19 protein-coding genes are annotated in these 17,608 nt (G+C 53.8%); 13 read left to right on the top strand and 6 right to left on the bottom strand.

Translation table 11 applies throughout. The annotated features are described in order from the left end of the window. The first annotated feature begins 4 nt into the window (after positions 1–4). Complete coding sequence (locus tag O3S68_RS09520; protein ID WP_020457180.1) at positions 5–547, top strand: TetR/AcrR family transcriptional regulator; 543 nt, start codon at positions 5–7, stop codon at positions 545–547. Here the strand turns inward: O3S68_RS09520 and O3S68_RS09515 are convergent. Continuing rightward, the gene (locus O3S68_RS09515; RefSeq protein ID WP_269231376.1) at positions 518–1,264 is read right to left on the bottom strand and encodes a 2-phosphosulfolactate phosphatase; all 747 of its coding nucleotides are present in this window, start codon (positions 1,262–1,264) and stop codon (positions 518–520) included. The two genes, O3S68_RS09520 and O3S68_RS09515, sit on opposite strands and share 30 nt — an antisense overlap. Before the next feature lie 11 nt (positions 1,265–1,275). Continuing rightward, positions 1,276–1,494: a DUF7661 family protein gene (locus O3S68_RS09510; RefSeq protein ID WP_020457182.1), complete on the bottom strand. Its 219-nt coding sequence runs from the start codon at positions 1,492–1,494 to the stop codon at positions 1,276–1,278. Between the two features lie 26 nt (positions 1,495–1,520). Here O3S68_RS09510 and O3S68_RS09505 point away from each other — a divergent pair, with 26 nt between their 5' ends. Beyond that, positions 1,521–2,084: a hypothetical protein gene (locus tag O3S68_RS09505; protein WP_269231375.1), complete on the top strand. Its 564-nt coding sequence runs from the start codon at positions 1,521–1,523 to the stop codon at positions 2,082–2,084. Here O3S68_RS09505 and O3S68_RS09500 read toward each other — a convergent pair. After that, positions 2,081–2,743, bottom strand: coding sequence for a hypothetical protein (locus O3S68_RS09500; protein WP_269231374.1), 663 nt, complete (start codon positions 2,741–2,743; stop codon positions 2,081–2,083). The two genes, O3S68_RS09505 and O3S68_RS09500, sit on opposite strands and share 4 nt — an antisense overlap. A 286-nt stretch (positions 2,744–3,029) precedes the next feature. Then, on the bottom strand, positions 3,030–4,715 hold the full coding sequence (locus O3S68_RS09495) for an aspartate:alanine antiporter (protein WP_020457185.1): 1,686 nt from the start codon (positions 4,713–4,715) through the stop codon (positions 3,030–3,032). A gap of 281 nt (positions 4,716–4,996) precedes the next feature. Between O3S68_RS09495 and ybjM the strand changes: the two genes are divergently transcribed. Further along, positions 4,997–5,362 (top strand): inner membrane protein YbjM, encoded by a 366-nt coding sequence (ybjM, locus tag O3S68_RS09490; protein WP_269231373.1) that lies wholly within the window; start codon positions 4,997–4,999, stop codon positions 5,360–5,362. A gap of 30 nt (positions 5,363–5,392) precedes the next feature. On the opposite strand, the gene O3S68_RS09485 is transcribed toward ybjM, so the two are convergent. Beyond that, positions 5,393–5,656 (bottom strand): GrxA family glutaredoxin, encoded by a 264-nt coding sequence (locus O3S68_RS09485; RefSeq protein ID WP_017456131.1) that lies wholly within the window; start codon positions 5,654–5,656, stop codon positions 5,393–5,395. Between the two features lie 174 nt (positions 5,657–5,830). Between O3S68_RS09485 and nfsA the strand changes: the two genes are divergently transcribed. The 10 genes from nfsA (at position 5,831) to O3S68_RS09435 (ending at position 16,795) form a co-directional block, all read left to right on the top strand. After that, complete coding sequence (gene nfsA, locus O3S68_RS09480) at positions 5,831–6,553, top strand: oxygen-insensitive NADPH nitroreductase (protein ID WP_269231372.1); 723 nt, start codon at positions 5,831–5,833, stop codon at positions 6,551–6,553. A gap of 72 nt (positions 6,554–6,625) precedes the next feature. Beyond that, the gene (rimK, locus tag O3S68_RS09475; RefSeq protein ID WP_020457188.1) at positions 6,626–7,528 is read left to right on the top strand and encodes a 30S ribosomal protein S6--L-glutamate ligase; all 903 of its coding nucleotides are present in this window, start codon (positions 6,626–6,628) and stop codon (positions 7,526–7,528) included. Positions 7,529–7,613: 85 nt separating this feature from the next. Further along, a complete protein-coding gene (locus tag O3S68_RS09470; protein WP_020457189.1) occupies positions 7,614–8,093 on the top strand; it encodes a YbjN domain-containing protein in 480 nt (159 codons plus the stop codon). Positions 8,094–8,442: 349 nt separating this feature from the next. Beyond that, positions 8,443–9,555: a spermidine/putrescine ABC transporter substrate-binding protein PotF gene (potF, locus tag O3S68_RS09465; protein ID WP_020457190.1), complete on the top strand. Its 1,113-nt coding sequence runs from the start codon at positions 8,443–8,445 to the stop codon at positions 9,553–9,555. Positions 9,556–9,695: 140 nt separating this feature from the next. Continuing rightward, entirely contained in the window at positions 9,696–10,829 is a 1,134-nt protein-coding gene (gene potG, locus O3S68_RS09460; RefSeq protein ID WP_045506612.1) for a putrescine ABC transporter ATP-binding subunit PotG, read from the top strand. Positions 10,830–10,838: 9 nt separating this feature from the next. Then, positions 10,839–11,792, top strand: coding sequence for a putrescine ABC transporter permease PotH (gene potH / locus O3S68_RS09455; protein ID WP_020457192.1), 954 nt, complete (start codon positions 10,839–10,841; stop codon positions 11,790–11,792). Next, positions 11,789–12,634 (top strand): putrescine ABC transporter permease PotI, encoded by an 846-nt coding sequence (gene potI, locus O3S68_RS09450; RefSeq protein ID WP_017456138.1) that lies wholly within the window; start codon positions 11,789–11,791, stop codon positions 12,632–12,634. The genes potH and potI overlap by 4 nt, the downstream gene beginning before the upstream one ends. Before the next feature lie 73 nt (positions 12,635–12,707). Then, positions 12,708–13,178, top strand: coding sequence for a YbjO family protein (locus O3S68_RS09445; protein WP_020457194.1), 471 nt, complete (start codon positions 12,708–12,710; stop codon positions 13,176–13,178). 41 nt (positions 13,179–13,219) lie between these two features. After that, the gene (gene rlmC, locus O3S68_RS09440) at positions 13,220–14,347 is read left to right on the top strand and encodes a 23S rRNA (uracil(747)-C(5))-methyltransferase RlmC (protein ID WP_269231371.1); all 1,128 of its coding nucleotides are present in this window, start codon (positions 13,220–13,222) and stop codon (positions 14,345–14,347) included. 123 nt (positions 14,348–14,470) lie between these two features. Continuing rightward, entirely contained in the window at positions 14,471–16,795 is a 2,325-nt protein-coding gene (locus O3S68_RS09435) for an FdhF/YdeP family oxidoreductase (RefSeq protein ID WP_269231370.1), read from the top strand. A 31-nt stretch (positions 16,796–16,826) separates the two neighbouring features. On the opposite strand, the gene artJ is transcribed toward O3S68_RS09435, so the two are convergent. Further along, positions 16,827–17,558: an arginine ABC transporter substrate-binding protein ArtJ gene (artJ, locus tag O3S68_RS09430; RefSeq protein ID WP_269231369.1), complete on the bottom strand. Its 732-nt coding sequence runs from the start codon at positions 17,556–17,558 to the stop codon at positions 16,827–16,829. Positions 17,559–17,608: the final 50 nt, after the last annotated feature.

The raw sequence follows: 17,608 nt of genomic DNA, 5'->3' as shown, positions 1-17,608 counted from the left end.
ATCTATGGCCCGAAGACCCAACGACCCGCAGCGGCGTGACCGCATTCTGCAAGCGACGCTGGATACCATTGCCGCACACGGGATTCAGGCGGTGACGCACCGTAAAATCGCCAGCTGTGCGGATGTGCCGCTGGGCTCAATGACCTATTACTTTTCCGGTATCGATGCGTTATTAGCTGAGGCTTTCAGTCTGTTTACCCGGCAGATGTCGGCGCAATATGCCGCTTTTTTCGACGGCGTTGACAGTCAGGCAAAAGCCTGTGAGGCGCTAACCGAGCTGATTTACAGCGCCCAGGTGACCACCGCCCGCAATATGGAACTGATGTACCAGCTGTATGCGTTTATGAGCCGCCAGCCCACGCTGAAAAGTGTGATGCAAGACTGGATGCGCACCAGCCAGACCATGCTGGAGCACTGGTTCGAACCGATGACGGCACGTGCGCTGGATGCGTTTATCGAAGGGATGACGCTGCATTTTGTGGTCGATCGCGAGCCGCTGAGCCGCGAAGCTATTCGCTTAATGATTGGGCGTCTCGCCGGGCAGTGAGCGGTACGCGTTGTCGATTAATGCACAGGCGCGATGGCTTGCGTCAAGCGCGAGACACAGTTCTACGTCCGCTGAAAAACCCCGGGCGTGGAGTTCACTGGCGGATGCGCAGTAATGAAGAGCACTGAAGTCACCGCCCTGAAATGCGGCCTTTGCCGCTCGCGCTTCAGGCGAGAGTTTACGCTTGCCAAGTGCGGCAATAATGGCACCCGCCGCCAGATAATCCTCCAGCGCCGGGCGCAGGCTACCATCCGGCCAGCGTTCCCCGGCCGGGATCAGCAAAATGCGCTCAAAGCCTGCACAAGCTTTCGCGGTCGCCAGTCGGTTGCGAAAACAGCCGCTAAACACCGCTGCGCCGCAATCGCGTGCTTTAAACGAAAGCGTGGAACCGTTAGGTGAGGGGAGCACCAGCCGGTGTCCGGCGGGAATATGCAGTAACGAGGCGGGCGAGAGTGTGTAATTCCCACCGGCAAAGGTGCGGTCAAAACTGGCGACGTCGGCATGGTTTTCCTGTGCGTAGCGCTGCGCGCTCGCATCTTTCCATGGCCACGGGTAAATCAGCGCCTGGTTATCAGTGGCGATGCTAACGCACGTGGAGAACGACATCACGTCGACAATCACCACGCAATCAGCTTCCTGCGCCAGCTGCTCCGCTGCAGTTAACCCCCACTCCAGACGCACATCGAACGAGCTTTGGCTGTACCACTGTGCACACATTTTCTGCTCCTTTATTCCACGCGAAAAACATCAGGATGTTGTTCCGTTGCGGCCTCATGGAAAATATCCCCCAACCAGCCGGGGATCTCCGCTTCGCTTAATTCACTCGGAACGATGATGTTATAAAGGCGCGAATGCTTGCCTTCGTTTCTGTCCACGCGGAACACATGCCAGCCATCCCCCACGCGTTTTACCCCAATATAACGGCCAAAAACGTTGTAAATCAGCATCAGGGAGCTCCTTTCGGTGTCGGGTAATGGTTAAAAAAGAGCACAATGAAAAACACGGCGCTGGCGATTGCTTTAGTATTAATGCAAAAATAGGTAATTCAAACAACCCATTGAAAAGGAATAAAATGTTTTTAGACACTGTAATGTGGCTAATATCCGTGGCAGCGTTTCTCGCCTGGATCTTTGGTATCACTTTAAAAAACACCTTTGCCACCAATGCGAAACATTTTGCCCTTTTTTTGCTTGTGCATCTGATGTTGAGCGGTGCTGCCATTATGCTGAAAAAGCACGGCGTTGCGGGTGTTAGCAGAGACTCCGGTCCGTGGGTGTTTACCAGTCTCAGGCTGTTTTTAAAGTGTTATATGGCGTTTGCGATGATCATAACGGTGAGTTTTTTCTTTGCGCTTATCAGCAAAGGTGCACAACAGATGACGCATTTTCATAAAACCTATAACGCCGCGAATCTGCACCGCAACCCGCTTAAATTCTACCTGCGCCGCGAAGCGGGGATTGTATGGGCCTACGGGCTCTGCTTTTTAGCAGGAGGCGTTTATGTGTTGTGGGCGATATGGTTTCGTCTGGCGTTTTAAGAGGTTTTGGGCTGCGATTGTTCCGTTGTTGCTTTTTTGTCGATATCGACAGATATTTTATGCGCAGCGTACAAACACAACAGAATAATAACAAGATGACCTAACTTTATTCCGCGCTGACTATTCATAATAGAAAAGAGTACATCGTTGTTGCGTTTTAATATGAAATAACACCATATATTGGCAAATAAGAAAATGAATAATACCATTAATACAAATACGATTTGCGCAAGGCTTTTATAGGTCACTTGAGGTTCTCTGTAAAAGAGAATCGCCAGCGCAATTAATGATGTTGTCAGTAATGCGGTAGAAATCCCGGCGGACCACAGCAGCAGGTCGCTGGTCACTTTGCGCAGGGCTGCGCCAAACCTGCCTCGCAGGGTGTCCATTCCCCATGAGTCGGGTTTCATTGCTTCCATATCTTTCATGAAAAATGAGATCGGGATAATAATAAATAACACCATCCAGCCGTAATTTACTTGCGGCATACTTTTATCCAGAAAACTAAGCAGATATTTTGCGATATCAAAATTCGCTGTTTTTCCTGCGATATAAAAAGAGATAATGGAGATAATGCACCATATACCGATTTTATAAAAAACATCGCGGTATAATGATTTTTTTAACCAACTTTCAAGTATGTTTTCTTCCGCTTTCATCGTCGTCCCGTTATATCAAGTCATGCTGTTTTCGGCATCGATATTACCAAATCTTTGTTGCTTCGCCAGCGGCAGAGGGAAGGCGGAAACACAGGCTTCTTATCGGTTCAAATCGAGGAAGGGTAATGGGAAAAAGGCAACAAAAAACCCATCAACCTTGAACCTAAGCGGCGGGGTTGATGGGCTCCACAAAATGGGGACATCAAAGAAAAGCAGTGGCACTAGTTATGACTGACGCCCCACAAAAAAGTTCTGCGCATAACTGAAATATTTCTCAGCTTCAGACTTATCCGAGACCAGGCCAGATAATGATGATTAATGTCCCCGCAAGCGTCAGCAGAACGTTGGCGATGGCGTAGGTGCCCGCATAGCCCAGCGCCGGGATATTGCTGCGCGCTGTATCGCTGATGATCTCCATTGCCGGAGCGCAGGTGCGCGCCCCCATCATCGCGCCGAACAGCAGAGCACGGTTCATTTTCAGCACATACGCGCCAAACAGAAAACAAATTAACACCGGTACCAGGCTGACAATAAGCCCGGCGATCAGCATCTGGCCGCCTACTGCGCCAAGACCGTTGCCGATGCCGCTACCGGCGCTTAAGCCCACGCCCGCCATAAATACCATCAGGCCAAACTCTTTTACCATCATCAGCGCGCCCTGCGGGATATAGCCGAAAGTGGGGTGGTTGGCACGCAGGAAGCCGAGCATGATCCCGGCGAACAGAAGGCCGGCAGCGTTACCCACGCCGAAGCTGAAGGAGCTGAACTGGAAGGTGATCATGCCGATCATCAGGCCGACAATAAAAAACGCGCAGAAGGCGAGCAGGTCGGTGACCTGGCTGTGAATAGAGATAAAGCCGATGCGGTCGGCAATGGTTTTCACGCGGCGCGCGTCGCCGCTGACCTGCAAAACATCGCCCTTGTTGAGCACGATATTATCGTCAATCGGCATCTCAATCTGGCTGCGGATCACGCGGTTGAGGAAGCAGCCGTGATCGGTCAGCTTTAACTGCGCGAGGCGGCGACCGACCACGTTATGGTTTTTGACCACCACTTCTTCGGTGACGATACGCATGTCGAGCAGATCGCGGTCGAACACCTCCTTGCCGTTGCGAAAGCTCGGGTCAAGGCGCGCGTGCGCATCCGGGTAACCGACCAGCGAAATTTCGTCGCCCATTTGCAGTACGGCATCACCGTCGGGGCTGGCGAGAATGCCATTGCGCCGAATGCGCTCGATATAACATCCTGTCTGGCGGTAGATCCCCAGCTCGCGCAGGTTTTTACCATCGGCCCATGCCACCAGCTCCGGCCCCACGCGGTAGGCGCGGATCACCGGCAGATACACTTTACGGTGCGCATCCGTGTCCAGACCGCGTTCGCGGGCGATCTGCTGGGCGCTGGTCTGTAAATCCTGGTGCTGCAATTTCGGCAAATAACGTGCGCCGAAAATCAGGCTCACCAGACCAATCAGATAGGTCAGGGCATAACCGAGGCTCAGGTTATCCAGCGCACTGGAGAGTTGTCCATTTTCCATACCGGAATGACGCAGTGTGTCGCCTGCGCCCACCAGAACTGGTGTCGAGGTCATCGAACCGGCCAGCATGCCTGCCGTCAGGCCAATATCCCAGCCGAACAGTTTGCCAAGGCCTAAAGCGATCAACAGCGCGCTGCCCACTAATACCAGCGCCAGCATGAGGTAATTCTTACCGTCGCGAAAAAAAATAGAGAAAAAGTTTGGTCCGGCTTCAACACCAACGCAAAAAATAAACAGCATAAAGCCAAGATTAAGTGCATCCGTGTTAATGCTGAAATGTTGCTGGCCTAATAATAATGAAACCACTAAAACGCCAATGGAATTACCGAGTTGAACAGAACCCAGTCGTAATTTACCGAGACAAAGTCCGAGTGCCAGAACGACAAACAATAACAGTATGTAATTCCCGTTTAACAAATCTGCGACGTTTATATTCACGGAGGCTAACTTCTTGTTTACTTGTAAGCTGTTGAAAGAAATGGTTATTTGAGCTAGTGTTTTGCTCATGCGCTGGCGTACGAAAAAAGCGGTGCAACACCAGACACTCCTCACAAAACAAAAACAGGCCGCTAGTTTAATCGTATTAGATTACAACGGCTAGTGAGAATCGCGTATTTACGTGGGTGCTTTTCTGGCACGGATTGCCGCAACGCTTTATCTGTCCGGACATTCTTTTGAACGAGTTGTTAGTGCGATAGAGAAAAAGTCAGGAGGCGTGTTTGAAGAACAGGCGAAGTCGGGTCGGCGTTATTTGCTGCGCATTACTTTTTATTGCGGTGTGTTTGTTGCTGGTCATAAATATGAACGGCGCGCTACCCGTGTCCGGTAATCCTGAATTAGGCTTACTGCTTTTCACGCTTCCCGGTATTGTCGGTGGGCTGATTACTCGCCGACGCAAAGCGATCGTGCCGCTTTTCGGCGCCGTGCTGGCGGCTCCATTTTGCTATGTGCTGATTTACCTGCATTTAGCCTCTTCTCAGTCGAACTGGCAGGTTATTGCCTGGTTGTTCAGCGCGATTTTCTGGTGCGGAATGGGCGGGTTATTCTATCTTTTTGTGCGCAAAATTCTGCGCTGCAAGAAATAAAACGCCCTCAGAAAGAGGGCGTTGCTCGGCTCAGGCAAACAGGCCGAAATGTTCTTTGGCATAGGCCTCGAAATCGGTGCAGCCGCCAATGTGTTTCTGGTCGAGGAAAATCTGCGGCACAGTTTCAACCGGTTTCCCGACGGTTTTTTCCAGGTCGGCTTTGGTGATGCCTTCCGCGTGGATATCCACGTAGCGATAGTTGAAATCATCACGCTCGGCGGTCAGTTTTTCTGCCAGTTCTTTTGCGCGTACACAGTATGGGCAGCCTGGGCGGCCAAAAATTACAGCAAACATACTCTCTCCCAAATCTGAAGGTAACTGCCGGTTATCATGACCATAACTGTGCGTAATGAAAAGCAGGTTATGCCTGTTGCTTTAATCTTTGCAACCTTTCAGCGCAAATTGCGGATACAACGAGGATGCAGGCTTCGCCTATACTGAGGGTCTTGTTTATTTGGGGGATTATTCATGACACCAACTATTGAATTGCTGTGCGCCCATCGCTCCATTCGCCATTTTACCGATCAACCGATTACCCAGGCGCAGCGCGATGCGATTATCGCCAGCGCGCAGGCAACATCCAGCTCCAGCTTTTTACAATGCAGCTCGATAATTCGCATCACCGATCCTGCGCTACGCCAGCAACTGGTGACGCTCACCGGCGGGCAACAACATGTGGCGCAGGCGGCGGAATTTTGGGTGTTCTGCGCTGATTTCCATCGTAATTTCCAGATTTGCCCAGAGGCGAATCCTGGGCTGGCGGAGCAGTTGCTGCTCGGCGTAGTCGATACCGCGCTGATGGCGCAAAACGCTTTCACTGCGGCAGAATCGCTCGGGCTGGGTGGCGTTTATATCGGTGGAATTCGTAACAGCATTGAAGCCGTAGGTGAGTTATTGCAGGTGCCAAAACATGTGTTACCGCTGTTTGGCCTGTGCCTTGGCTGGCCTGCCGACACGCCGGATAAGAAACCGCGTCTGCCTGCGCAACTGGTGGTGCATGAAAACCGCTATCAGCCGCTGGATAAAGATGTGCTGGCGCAATATGACGAGGAGATCGCCCACTACTATATGACGCGCGACAGCAATACGCGGCGTGACACCTGGAGCGATCATATCCGCCGCACCATCATTAAAGAGAGCCGCCCGTTTATTCTCGACTATTTGCATAAACAGGGATGGGCGACACGCTAATTCCCGTTCATCCTGCACGTCGCTGCGTGTATCATACGCCTGCTTTGACAGGTCTTTTTAGAGAGGTGCAGGGTGAAAATTGCCATATTGTCCCGGGATGGAACGCTCTATTCGTGTAAACGCCTGCGCGAAGCGGCGATGCAGCGCGGTCATCTGGTCGAGATCCTCGATCCGCTTTCCTGTTATATGAATATCAGCCCGGCGGCCTCGTCCATTCATTACAAAGGCCGCCAGCTGCCGCATTTCGATGCGGTGATCCCGCGTATCGGCTCGGCCATCACCTTCTACGGCACCGCCGCGCTGCGTCAGTTTGAAATTCTTGGCAGTTATCCGCTCAATGAGTCGGTGGCGATCACCCGCGCCAGAGACAAGCTGCGTTCGTTGCAGTTACTGGCGCGCCAGGGGATTGATCTGCCGGTAACCGGCATTGCCCATTCCCCGGACGATACCAGCGATTTGATTGATATGGTCGGCGGCGCACCGCTGGTGGTGAAGCTGGTGGAAGGGACGCAGGGCATCGGCGTGGTGCTGGCGGAAACCCGCCAGGCAGCGGAGAGCGTAATTGACGCTTTTCGTGGTCTGAATGCGCACATTCTGGTGCAGGAGTTTATTGCCGAAGCGAAGGGAACCGATATTCGCTGTCTGGTCGTTGGCAATGATGTGGTCGCCGCCATTGAACGCCGGGCGAAAGAGGGGGATTTTCGCTCTAATTTGCATCGCGGCGGCAAGGCGCTGGTGGCACATATCACCGAGCGTGAGCGTGAAATCGCGCTGGCTGCTGCGCAAACGCTGGGGCTGGATGTGGCTGGCGTCGACATCCTGCGCGCCGAACGTGGCCCGCTGGTGATGGAAGTTAACGCATCGCCCGGGCTGGAAGGCATCGAAAAAACCACCGGCATCGATATTGCGGGCCGCATGATCCAGTGGATCGAACGCCAGGCAACGCCGGGTTTTTGCCTTAAAACCGGCGGCTGAGGCGATTTTCCCGCGCAATGAATGGTACGTTCTGGCCTTTTTGCGTAAGCTATGGCCAATTTTTTCGCTAAGAGAGCACTGCTTTATGGATTCACTCGTCGTTCCGGGTCTGGACACGCTGCGTCACTGGCTGGATGAACTGGGCATTAACTTTTTTGAGTGCGATAACTGCCAGGCGCTACACCTGCCGCACATGCAAAATTTTGATGGCGTGTTTGATGCAAAAGTCGACCTTGTTAATGACGTTGTGCTGTTTACCGCCATGGCGGAAGTCAAACCGTCGGCGCTGCTGGCGCTGGCCGCCGATCTCTCCGCCATTAATGCCAGTTCTTTGACCGTGAAAGCATTCCTCGACCTTCAGGATGATAATCTGCCGAAGCTGGTGGTTTGCCAGTCTTTATGCGTCGGGCCTGCCATTACGTTTGAACAGTTCGCCTGGTTTATGCGCCAGAGCGAAGAGCAGATTTCAATGGTCATTATGGAAGCCAACGCACATCAACTGCTGTTCACGCCAGGCGAAGAAGAGATGGTGGCAGGTGAAGAGTCGCACAATTTTCTCCACTGACTCTGTGCAGCATTAACGCAGTCGCTGCCACGGCGGCTGCATAATAAATATTTTTATTCTGCTATTAACCTTTCCTTAAAGAATTTTTCACCGCTATTCCTCGCGTAACGGCTTATCACATAGACGTATCCTGCATAAAAAATTGATAAAAGGCGTTTTTTAATCTGACCTATAGCCTCAAACCCTGGCTACAGTTATTCTTGCGATGCTTAAAACAGCATGCGGTGTCAGCCGGAAGCGTTTTCTTCTCCGGGGCTGTGCAGAGTGACAAAATATGCATGATTCTTGCATATCTTATGATGCGTACATTTAGTTCGTATGTTAACGGACTTTCCAGAAGGAATGAGATATGACCGCCTTGAGCAAAAAATGGGTATCAGGTCTTGTCGCGGGTGCGTTGATGGCTGTCTCTGCCAGCACGCTCGCAGCCGAGCAAAAGACACTGCATGTTTATAACTGGTCTGATTATATTGCGCCGGACACCGTCGCGAATTTTGAAAAAGAGACGGGCATCAAAGTCATTTATGACGTGTTTGACTCCAACGAAGTGCTGGAAGGCAAACTGATGGCGGGCAGCACCGGCTTCGACCTGGTGGTGCCGTCCGCGAGTTTCCTTGAGCGCCAGTTGGCCGCCGGGGTATTCCAGCCGCTGGATAAGAGCAAACTGCCGAACTGGAAAAACCTCGATCCAGACGTGCTGAAAATGGTCGCCAAACACGACCCTGACAACAAATACGCTATTCCGTACCTGTGGGCCACCACCGGTATTGGCTATAACATTGACAAAGTGAAAGCCGCGCTCGGCAAAGACGCGCCGGTAAACAGCTGGGATCTGGTGCTGAAGCCGGAAAACCTGGAAAAACTGAAAAGCTGCGGCGTCTCATTCCTTGATGCGCCGGAAGAGATTTTTGCCACCGTGCTTAATTACCTCGGCAAAGATCCGAACAGCAGCAAAGCGGATGATTACAGCGTTGCCGCAACCGACCTGCTGTTAAAACTGCGTCCTAACATTCGTTACTTCCACTCTTCTCAGTACATTAATGACCTGGCAAATGGCGACATCTGCGTGGCTATTGGCTGGGCGGGTGATGTGTGGCAGGCGGCAAACCGCGCGAAAGAAGCGAAGAATGGCGTAAATATCACTTACACCATTCCGAAAGAGGGCGCGCTGGCGTTCTTCGATGTCTTCGCGATGCCGGCTGATGCCAAAAACAAAGACGAAGCCTATCAGTTCCTCAACTACCTGATGCGCCCGGATGTGATTGCCCATATCAGCGATCATGTGTTCTACGCGAACGGTAACAAAGCTTCGGTTCCGCTGATCAGCGCAGAAGTGCGTGATAACCCGGCTATCTTCCCGCCGCCGGATGTTTTCGCCAAACTCTTTACGCTGAAAGTCCAGGATCCGAAAATCGACCGCGTAAGAACCCGCGCGTGGACTAAAGTTAAAAGCGGCAAATAATTCAATCACCTGACAGGTGATAAGGCTGCACCGTGGCGGTGCGCCTGCCCCAAAAATGGACAGAGGTGATGCGCCTCTGTCCAGTCATTTGTACGACAACTCGTTGAAACGGGTTGATGTTTTTGCCGGAGAGCACTTGAGTGAATGACGCTATCCCCCGCCCACAGGCGAAGAGCCGCAAGGATCTGACGCCGCTGCTGGAAATTCGCAATCTGACCAAATCCTTTGATGGTCAGCACGCCGTTGATGATGTCAGTCTGACGATTTATAAAGGTGAAATTTTTGCCCTGCTTGGTGCGTCCGGCTGCGGCAAATCAACATTGCTGCGCATGCTCGCCGGTTTTGAGCTGCCTACCCACGGGCAAATCATGCTTGATGGCGTAGACCTGGCGCATGTGCCGCCCTATTTGCGCCCGATCAATATGATGTTCCAGTCCTACGCGCTCTTTCCGCATATGACCGTGGAACAGAACATTGCTTTCGGCCTTAAACAGGACAAGTTACCGAAAGCGGAAATCGCCAGCCGCGTGGCCGAAATGTTGCACCTGGTGCACATGAGCGAGTACGCCAAACGTAAGCCGCATCAGCTTTCCGGCGGTCAGCGTCAACGCGTGGCGCTGGCGCGCAGCCTGGCGAAACGGCCGAAACTGCTGCTGCTGGATGAACCGATGGGCGCGCTCGATAAAAAGCTGCGCGACCGGATGCAGCTCGAAGTGGTGGATATTCTTGAGCGCGTTGGCGTGACCTGCGTCATGGTGACCCACGACCAGGAAGAGGCGATGACCATGGCCGGGCGTATCGCCATCATGAACCGCGGGAAGTTTGTGCAAATCGGCGAACCGGAAGAGATCTACGAGCACCCGACCACGCGTTACAGCGCCGAGTTTATCGGTTCGGTGAATGTGTTCGAAGGGCTGCTGAAAGAGCGTCAGGAAGATGGTCTGGTGATCGACTCCCCGGGGCTGGTGCATCCGCTGAAAGTGGACGCCGATGCGTCGGTGGTGGATAACGTGCCGGTGTTCGTGGCGCTGCGCCCGGAAAAGATCATGCTCTGCGAAGATCCACCAGCCGACGGCTATAACTTTGCCGTCGGGGAAGTGGTGCATATCGCCTACCTTGGCGACCTCTCTATTTATCACGTGCGTTTGCAAAGCGGGCAGATGATCAGCGCCCAGTTGCAGAACGCGCATCGCTACCGTAAAGGCGCGCCAACCTGGGGCGATGAAGTTCGCCTCTGCTGGGATGCCGATAGTTGTGTGGTTCTGACGGTTTAAGGAGCGGCGATGAGTACACTGGAGCCACCGTCCCGCGTCGAAAAACCGGGCGGTTTCACTTTATGGCTGGGACGCATGCAGATGCGTCACGGGCGCAAACTGGTTATTGCGCTGCCCTATATTTGGCTGACTTTGCTGTTTCTGCTGCCGTTTTTGATTGTATTCAAAATCAGCCTTGCAGAGATGGCGCGGCAGATCCCGCCGTATACCGATCTTATCGAGTGGGCGGACAGCCAACTGACGGTCACGCTGAATATCGGCAACTTCCTGCAACTTACCGACGACCCGCTCTATTTTGAAGCCTATCTGCAGTCGTTACAGGTGGCGGCGATCTCAACGCTTTGTTGTCTGCTGCTGGGGTATCCGCTGGCCTGGGCTGTGGCGCACAGCAAACCGTCGACGCGCAATATTCTGCTGCTGCTGGTGATTTTGCCGTCGTGGACGTCGTTTCTCATCCGCGTGTATGCGTGGATGGGGATCCTGAAAAATAACGGCGTGTTGAATAACTTCCTGATGTGGCTGGGGGTTATCGATCAGCCGTTGACGATCCTGCATACCAATCTCGCGGTATATATCGGGATTGTTTATGCCTATTTGCCGTTTATGGTGTTGCCGATTTATACCGCGCTGACGCGTATCGATTATTCACTGGTGGAAGCCTCACTGGATCTTGGGGCGCGCCCGCTGAAAACCTTTTTCAGCGTGATTGTGCCGTTGACCAAAGGCGGGATTATTGCCGGATCGATGCTGGTGTTCATTCCGGCAGTTGGCGAGTTTGTCATCCCGGAACTGCTCGGTGGCCCGGACAGCATTATGATCGGTCGTGTGTTGTGGCAGGAGTTCTTTAATAACCGCGACTGGCCGGTGGCTTCGGCGGTGGCGGTGATTATGCTGCTGTTGCTGATTGTGCCGATCATGTGGTTCCACAAACATCAGCAGAAACAAGGGGAGGACCACGCATGAACAACTTACCGGTAGTGCGCTCTCCGTGGCGCATTTTGATCCTCGTGCTCGGTTTTACGTTCCTGTACGCGCCAATGCTGATGCTGGTGATCTACTCCTTTAACAGCTCAAGACTGGTGACCGTGTGGGCGGGCTGGTCGACGCGCTGGTATGGAGAGCTGTTTCACGACGACGCCATGATGAGCGCGGTGGGGTTAAGCCTGACCATCGCCGCTTGTGCGGCGACAATGGCGGCGGTGCTGGGGACTATCGCGGCGGTGGTGATGGTGCGTTTTGGCCGCTTTCGTGGCTCAAACGGTTTCGCCTTTATGATAACGGCACCGCTGGTGATGCCGGATGTGATCACCGGCTTGTCGCTGCTGCTGCTGTTTGTGGCGCTCGGCCATGCGATTGGCTGGCCCGCCGACCGCGGGATGCTCACTATCTGGCTGGCCCATGTGACCTTCTGTACCGCTTATGTTGCCGTGGTTATCTCCTCGCGTCTGCGCGAACTGGACCGCTCCATTGAAGAGGCGGCAATGGATCTTGGTGCGACACCGCTAAAAGTGTTCTTCGTTATCACGCTGCCAATGATCATGCCGGCGATTGTTTCCGGCTGGCTTTTGGCCTTTACCCTGTCGCTGGATGACCTGGTGATCGCCAGCTTTGTTTCGGGGCCGGGAGCGACGACATTGCCGATGCTGGTCTTCTCCAGCGTGCGCATGGGGGTGAACCCGGAAATCAACGCGCTGGCGACACTTATCCTTGGCGTGGTCGGGATTGTTGGTTTTATCGCCTGGTATTTAATGGCGCGGGCGGAAAAACAGCGGATCCGTGATATCCAGCGTGCAAGACAAGGCTGAACTTATTAGAATCGTGAAATTGTGTTGCTGATGCCGCGCTTGTCGCGGCATTTTTCACAGGGAAATCATCGGATTGGGGTTCTTCAAGAAAACCGCTCATCACGCGAAATTGAATGTGCCAGCGCTGGTGCAGGTGGCGGCCATCGCCATTATTATGATTCGCTGTGTGGATGTATTGATGATACTGAATTTGCTGGGTTGGCGCGGCCTGCTCGATTTTGTACAGCGCAGCGCGCAGACCTGGAGCCTGACGCTGGTTTTCCTTGGCAGCCTGTTTTTAGTGTTTGTCGAAATTCTCTGTGCTTTCTCGGTGGTTAAAGGACGTCGTTGGGCGCGCTGGCTTTACCTCGCCACGCAAATGGTGGCGACCGGTTATTTATGGGCCGCTTCGCTCGGGTATGGCTATCCGGAACTGTTCAGTATTGCGGGTGGTTCCCGGCGGGAGATTTTCCAGGCGTTAGTGATGCAAAAACTCCCCGATCTGCTGGTGTTATTCCTGCTGTTTGTTCCCGCGCCCAGCCGACGCTTTTTCCGCCTGCAATAACGGTGGTACAATCCCCGCCCCGCAAAATGAAAGGCTTTACTATGCAGTGCGCTCTCTTCGATGCTGGTCGTTGTCGTTCCTGTCAATGGATAGCACAACCGGTCTCACAGCAACTTACCGCGAAAATGGACGATCTCCACACGCTGCTGGACGGCTTGCCTGTTGCCGAGTGGTGTTCGCCAGTGAGTGGCCCGGAGCAGGGGTTTCGTAATAAAGCCAAAATGGTGGTCAGCGGCAGCGTAGAAAAACCGCTGTTTGGGATGCTGCATCGTGACGGGACGCCGGAAGATCTCACCGACTGCCCGCTCTATCCGCAGACTTTCGCTCCGGTTTTTGCCGCGCTCAAACCGTTTATTGCCCGCGCCGGGTTAACGCCTTACAACGTGGCGCGTAAACGCGGTGAGCTGAAATACCTGCTGCTGACTGAAAGCCAGCAGGATGGCGGCATGATGCTGCGCTTTGTGCTGCGCTCGGAGGCGAAACTCGCCCAATTGCGCGCGGCGTTGCCTGAGTTACAAGCACAATTACCGCAACTGAAAGTGATTTCCGCCAATATCCAGCCGGTACATATGGCGATCATGGAAGGTGAGACGGAGATTTTTCTCACCGGGCAGCAGGCGCTGGCGGAAAACTTTAACGGCGTGCCGCTGTGGATCCGCCCGCAGAGTTTTTTCCAGACCAACCCGACCGTTGCCAGCGCGTTGTACGCGACCGCCCGCAACTGGGTTCGGGCGCTGCCGGTTAACCATATGTGGGATCTGTTTTGCGGCGTCGGCGGTTTTGGTCTGCACTGCGCAACGCCGGAGATGCGCCTGACCGGTATTGAAATCGCCCCGGAAGCGATTGCCTGCGCCACGCAATCGGCACAAGCGCTTGGCTTACAAAATCTGCATTTCCAGGCGCTGGATTCCACTCAGTTTGCTACCGCTTCGCTTGATATTCCTGAGCTGGTGCTGGTTAACCCGCCCCGGCGTGGGATTGGCGCGGCGCTGTGCGACTATTTAAGCCACATGGCACCGCCGTACATCATCTACTCCAGCTGCAACGCCAGTTCGATGGCGAAAGATATTCGCCTGCTGCCGGGTTATCGCATTGAGCGCGTTCAACTGTTCGATATGTTCCCGCATACCGCGCATTACGAGGTGTTGACGCTGTTGGTTAAACGCTGATCCCAGCGCAACGCGGAAACATTTTTTAAGAACTTAGTGCGACTAAGTTCCTGTTATGCCGCTCCAGCCCGCGTTTTCTGTACCAGGCTTAAGCCAACGCTGGTCACAGAAAAATGGGGCAACATGAAAGATCAAAATCGGACAACAGGTATCGCGCCGTATGGCGGTTCGGCAGGTGGCTGGGGCGCGCTGAAAGCAGTCGCGGATGCACTGCGCGGGCAAATGTCGGTGAAACAGGACGTCATCGCGCTGTTCAAAGTTAATCAACCGCAGGGGTTCGACTGCCCCGGCTGCGCGTGGCCCGATCCGCAACATACCTCGTCGTTTGAATTTTGTGAAAATGGCGCGAAAGCGGTGTCGTGGGAAGCCACCAGTAAACGCACAACGCCGGAATTCTTCGCGGCGCATACAGTCAGTGAGTTGTGGAACAGGAACGCGTTTGAGCTGGAAGGCGAAGGGCGTTTAACCCACCCGATGAAGTATGACGCCGCCAGCGATACCTATCAGCCCATCGACTGGGATACCGCCTTTCGCGAGATTGGTGAACTTCTGCGCGGCTACGACGATCCCAACAGCGTCGAGTTTTATACCTCCGGACGCGCCTCCAACGAAGCCGCTTTTCTGTGGCAACTGTTTGCCCGCGAATATGGCACCAATAACTTCCCGGACTGCTCCAATATGTGCCATGAGCCGACCAGCGTGGGTTTACCGGAATCCATTGGAGTTGGTAAAGGCACGGTGGAACTGGAAGATTTCGACCACTGCGATCTGGTGTTGTGCATCGGCCACAATCCCGGAACCAACCACCCCAGAATGCTTGGCACGCTTCGCGAAGTCTCAAAACGCGGCGCGACGATCGTGGCCATCAATCCGCTGCGCGAAAGGGGACTTGAGCGGTTCACGTCGCCACAAAGCCCGATTGAAATGCTGGCGCTAAGCTCCACGAAGCTGGCATCCACCTACTACAAAGTGCGGGTGGGCGGTGATGCGGCGATGCTGAAAGGGGTGATGAAAATCCTGCTGTCGATGCACGAAGAGGCGCTGGCGAAAGGTGAGCCTGGCGTGATTGATGAGGCGTTTATTCGCCAGCATACGCAAGGGTTTGAGGCGCTGAAAGCCGATCTCGACGCAACCGACTGGCAACACATTCTTAAAGTCTCTGGCATGGAGCGCAAGGAGATCCAGAATATCGCCCGGCTGTACGCCAGTGCCGAACGCACCATTATCTGTTACGGCATGGGGATCACCCAGCACCAGTACGGTACGCAGAATGTGCAGCAAATTGCCAACTTGCTTCTGATGCGCGGCAACATAGGTAAGCAAGGGGCGGGCATCTGCCCGCTGCGCGGCCACTCGAATGTGCAGGGTGACCGCACGGTGGGCATTACTGAGATCCCGTATCCCGAGTTGCTGGACAATATTGAAAAGGTATTTGGTTTCAAGCCGCCACGGCAACATGGGCACGGCGCGGTGGCCGCTATCCAGGCGATGCGCGATGGCAAAGTGAATGCGCTTTTGTGCCTTGGCGGCAACCTGGCGGAAGCGATTTCTGATCCACAAACCACTTTCCCGGCGATGCGTAAGCTCGATTTGGTGGTGCATATGGCGACGAAACTGAACCGCTCGCATCTGCTGTTAGGCAAACATAATTATCTGCTACCGGTGCTCGGGCGCACGGAAACGGATATGCAGGCATCGGGCGCGCAGAGCGTGACGGTCGAAGATTCGATGTCGATGGTACATGCGTCGCGCGGGAGTTTAACGCCAGCTTCGCCGCACCTGAAATCCGAGCCTGCGCTGGTGGCCGCGCTGGCGAAAGCAACTCTGCCGGATAGCGTGGTGGACTGGGATAAAATGGTCAGCGACTACAGCACTATTCGCGATGCGATCGAAGCGGTTTTCCCGGCGTTTAGCAATTTCAACGAGCGGGTTAAAAAACCGGGGGGATTTCGTTTACGTAATACGGCTTCGGAACGCGTATGGAACACGCCCTCGGGTCTGGCGCAGTTCAAAGTGATGCAGGGAATTAACGAAGATCCGCGATCGCTGAAATGTCACGATCTGGTATTAACCACTTTGCGCAGCCACGATCAATACAACACTACGCTGTACGGGCTTAACGATCGCTATCGCGGAGTGACCGGGCGGCGCGATGTCCTGTTTATTAATGCCGATGAGGCAGAAACGCGGCAGTTACGCGTCGGTGATCAGGTGAATATTATCGCGCTCGATCCTGACGGTAACCCCACTTCGCGGCGCATGGATAACCTGACGATTGTGGTGCTGGATATGGCACCGGGTTCGGTCGGCGCGTATTACCCGGAAGCGAATATCCTGGTGCCGCTGGACAGCCACGATACCAAAAGCGGTATTCCGGCTTATAAAAGCATTCCGGTGGCGATGGAGCGTGTCGGGCGGGGAACGGAAACGTCGGGGGCGCTGCGTTAACAGGCCGGGAGCTACCCGGCCTGAAAGGTAATTACTGCGGGAACCACTGATCGCTGATTTTCTGATAAGTGCCATCAGCTTTAATCGCCTTCAGCGCGGCGTTCAGTTTTTCCAGCAGCGTTTTGTTATCCGGGCGCACCGCAATGCCAAGGCCCGTGCCGAAGTATTGCGGGTCGGTCACTTTCGGTGTCGCTACGCCCAGCTGCGGGTTGGTTTTCAGCCACTCGTTGACCACGGCGGTGTCACCGAACACGCCATCGATACGCCCGTTTTTCAGGTCAATAATCGCGTTCTGATAGCTGTCATAAGCCACGGTTTTTACTTCCGGGTGCTTGTCCTGCAGGTATTTCTGGTGCGTGGTGCCGTTTTCCATGCCGATACGTTTGCCTTTCAGATCATCAAAAGATTTAAAGGCATCTTTTTTGGCGATCACCAGCGCGGAGTTCGCGTAGTACGGGTCGGTGAAAGCGACCTGTTTGCTACGTTCCGGGGTGATGTCCATACCGGAAATTACCGCGTCATATTTTTTGAATTTCAGCGACGGGATCAGGCTGTCGAAGGCGTGATTGGTAAACGTGCAATCGGCCTGCATCTGTTTGCACAGCGCGTTTGCCAGATCGATATCAAAGCCGACGATTTTGTTGCTGGCATCCATCGATTCAAATGGCGGATAAGTGGCGGAAACACCGAAGTTAATTTTATCTGCCGCAGAAGCACCAGCGGCGAACGAAGCGAGAAGGGCGGCGAGTACCAGTTTTTTCATTATCGAACTCCTGTCGGTCAATCTTATGGTTGTTGCCGTGTCTAAAGCGT

It is taken from the genome of Kosakonia sp. SOY2 (assembly GCF_027109175.1).
Taxonomy (GTDB): domain Bacteria; phylum Pseudomonadota; class Gammaproteobacteria; order Enterobacterales; family Enterobacteriaceae; genus Kosakonia.
Note: the sequence above shows the minus strand (reverse complement) of the source record. Positions and strands in the feature narration are given on the sequence as shown.

Bases quoted from the DNA above. Each gene is read 5' to 3' on its own strand.
- O3S68_RS09520 (WP_020457180.1), top strand. From the start codon at position 5: ATGGCCCGAAGACCCAACGACCCGCAGCGGCGTGACCGCATTCTGCAA.
- O3S68_RS09515 (WP_269231376.1), bottom strand. From the start codon at position 1,264: ATGTGTGCACAGTGGTACAGCCAAAGCTCGTTCGATGTGCGTCTGGAG.
- O3S68_RS09510 (WP_020457182.1), bottom strand. From the start codon at position 1,494: ATGCTGATTTACAACGTTTTTGGCCGTTATATTGGGGTAAAACGCGTG.
- O3S68_RS09505 (WP_269231375.1), top strand. From the start codon at position 1,521: ATGGTTAAAAAAGAGCACAATGAAAAACACGGCGCTGGCGATTGCTTT.
- O3S68_RS09500 (WP_269231374.1), bottom strand. From the start codon at position 2,743: ATGAAAGCGGAAGAAAACATACTTGAAAGTTGGTTAAAAAAATCATTA.
- O3S68_RS09485 (WP_017456131.1), bottom strand. From the start codon at position 5,656: ATGTTTGCTGTAATTTTTGGCCGCCCAGGCTGCCCATACTGTGTACGC.
- nfsA (WP_269231372.1), top strand. From the start codon at position 5,831: ATGACACCAACTATTGAATTGCTGTGCGCCCATCGCTCCATTCGCCAT.
- O3S68_RS09470 (WP_020457189.1), top strand. From the start codon at position 7,614: ATGGATTCACTCGTCGTTCCGGGTCTGGACACGCTGCGTCACTGGCTG.
- potF (WP_020457190.1), top strand. From the start codon at position 8,443: ATGACCGCCTTGAGCAAAAAATGGGTATCAGGTCTTGTCGCGGGTGCG.
- potH (WP_020457192.1), top strand. From the start codon at position 10,839: ATGAGTACACTGGAGCCACCGTCCCGCGTCGAAAAACCGGGCGGTTTC.
- potI (WP_017456138.1), top strand. From the start codon at position 11,789: ATGAACAACTTACCGGTAGTGCGCTCTCCGTGGCGCATTTTGATCCTC.
- rlmC (WP_269231371.1), top strand. From the start codon at position 13,220: ATGCAGTGCGCTCTCTTCGATGCTGGTCGTTGTCGTTCCTGTCAATGG.
- O3S68_RS09435 (WP_269231370.1), top strand. From the start codon at position 14,471: ATGAAAGATCAAAATCGGACAACAGGTATCGCGCCGTATGGCGGTTCG.
- artJ (WP_269231369.1), bottom strand. From the start codon at position 17,558: ATGAAAAAACTGGTACTCGCCGCCCTTCTCGCTTCGTTCGCCGCTGGT.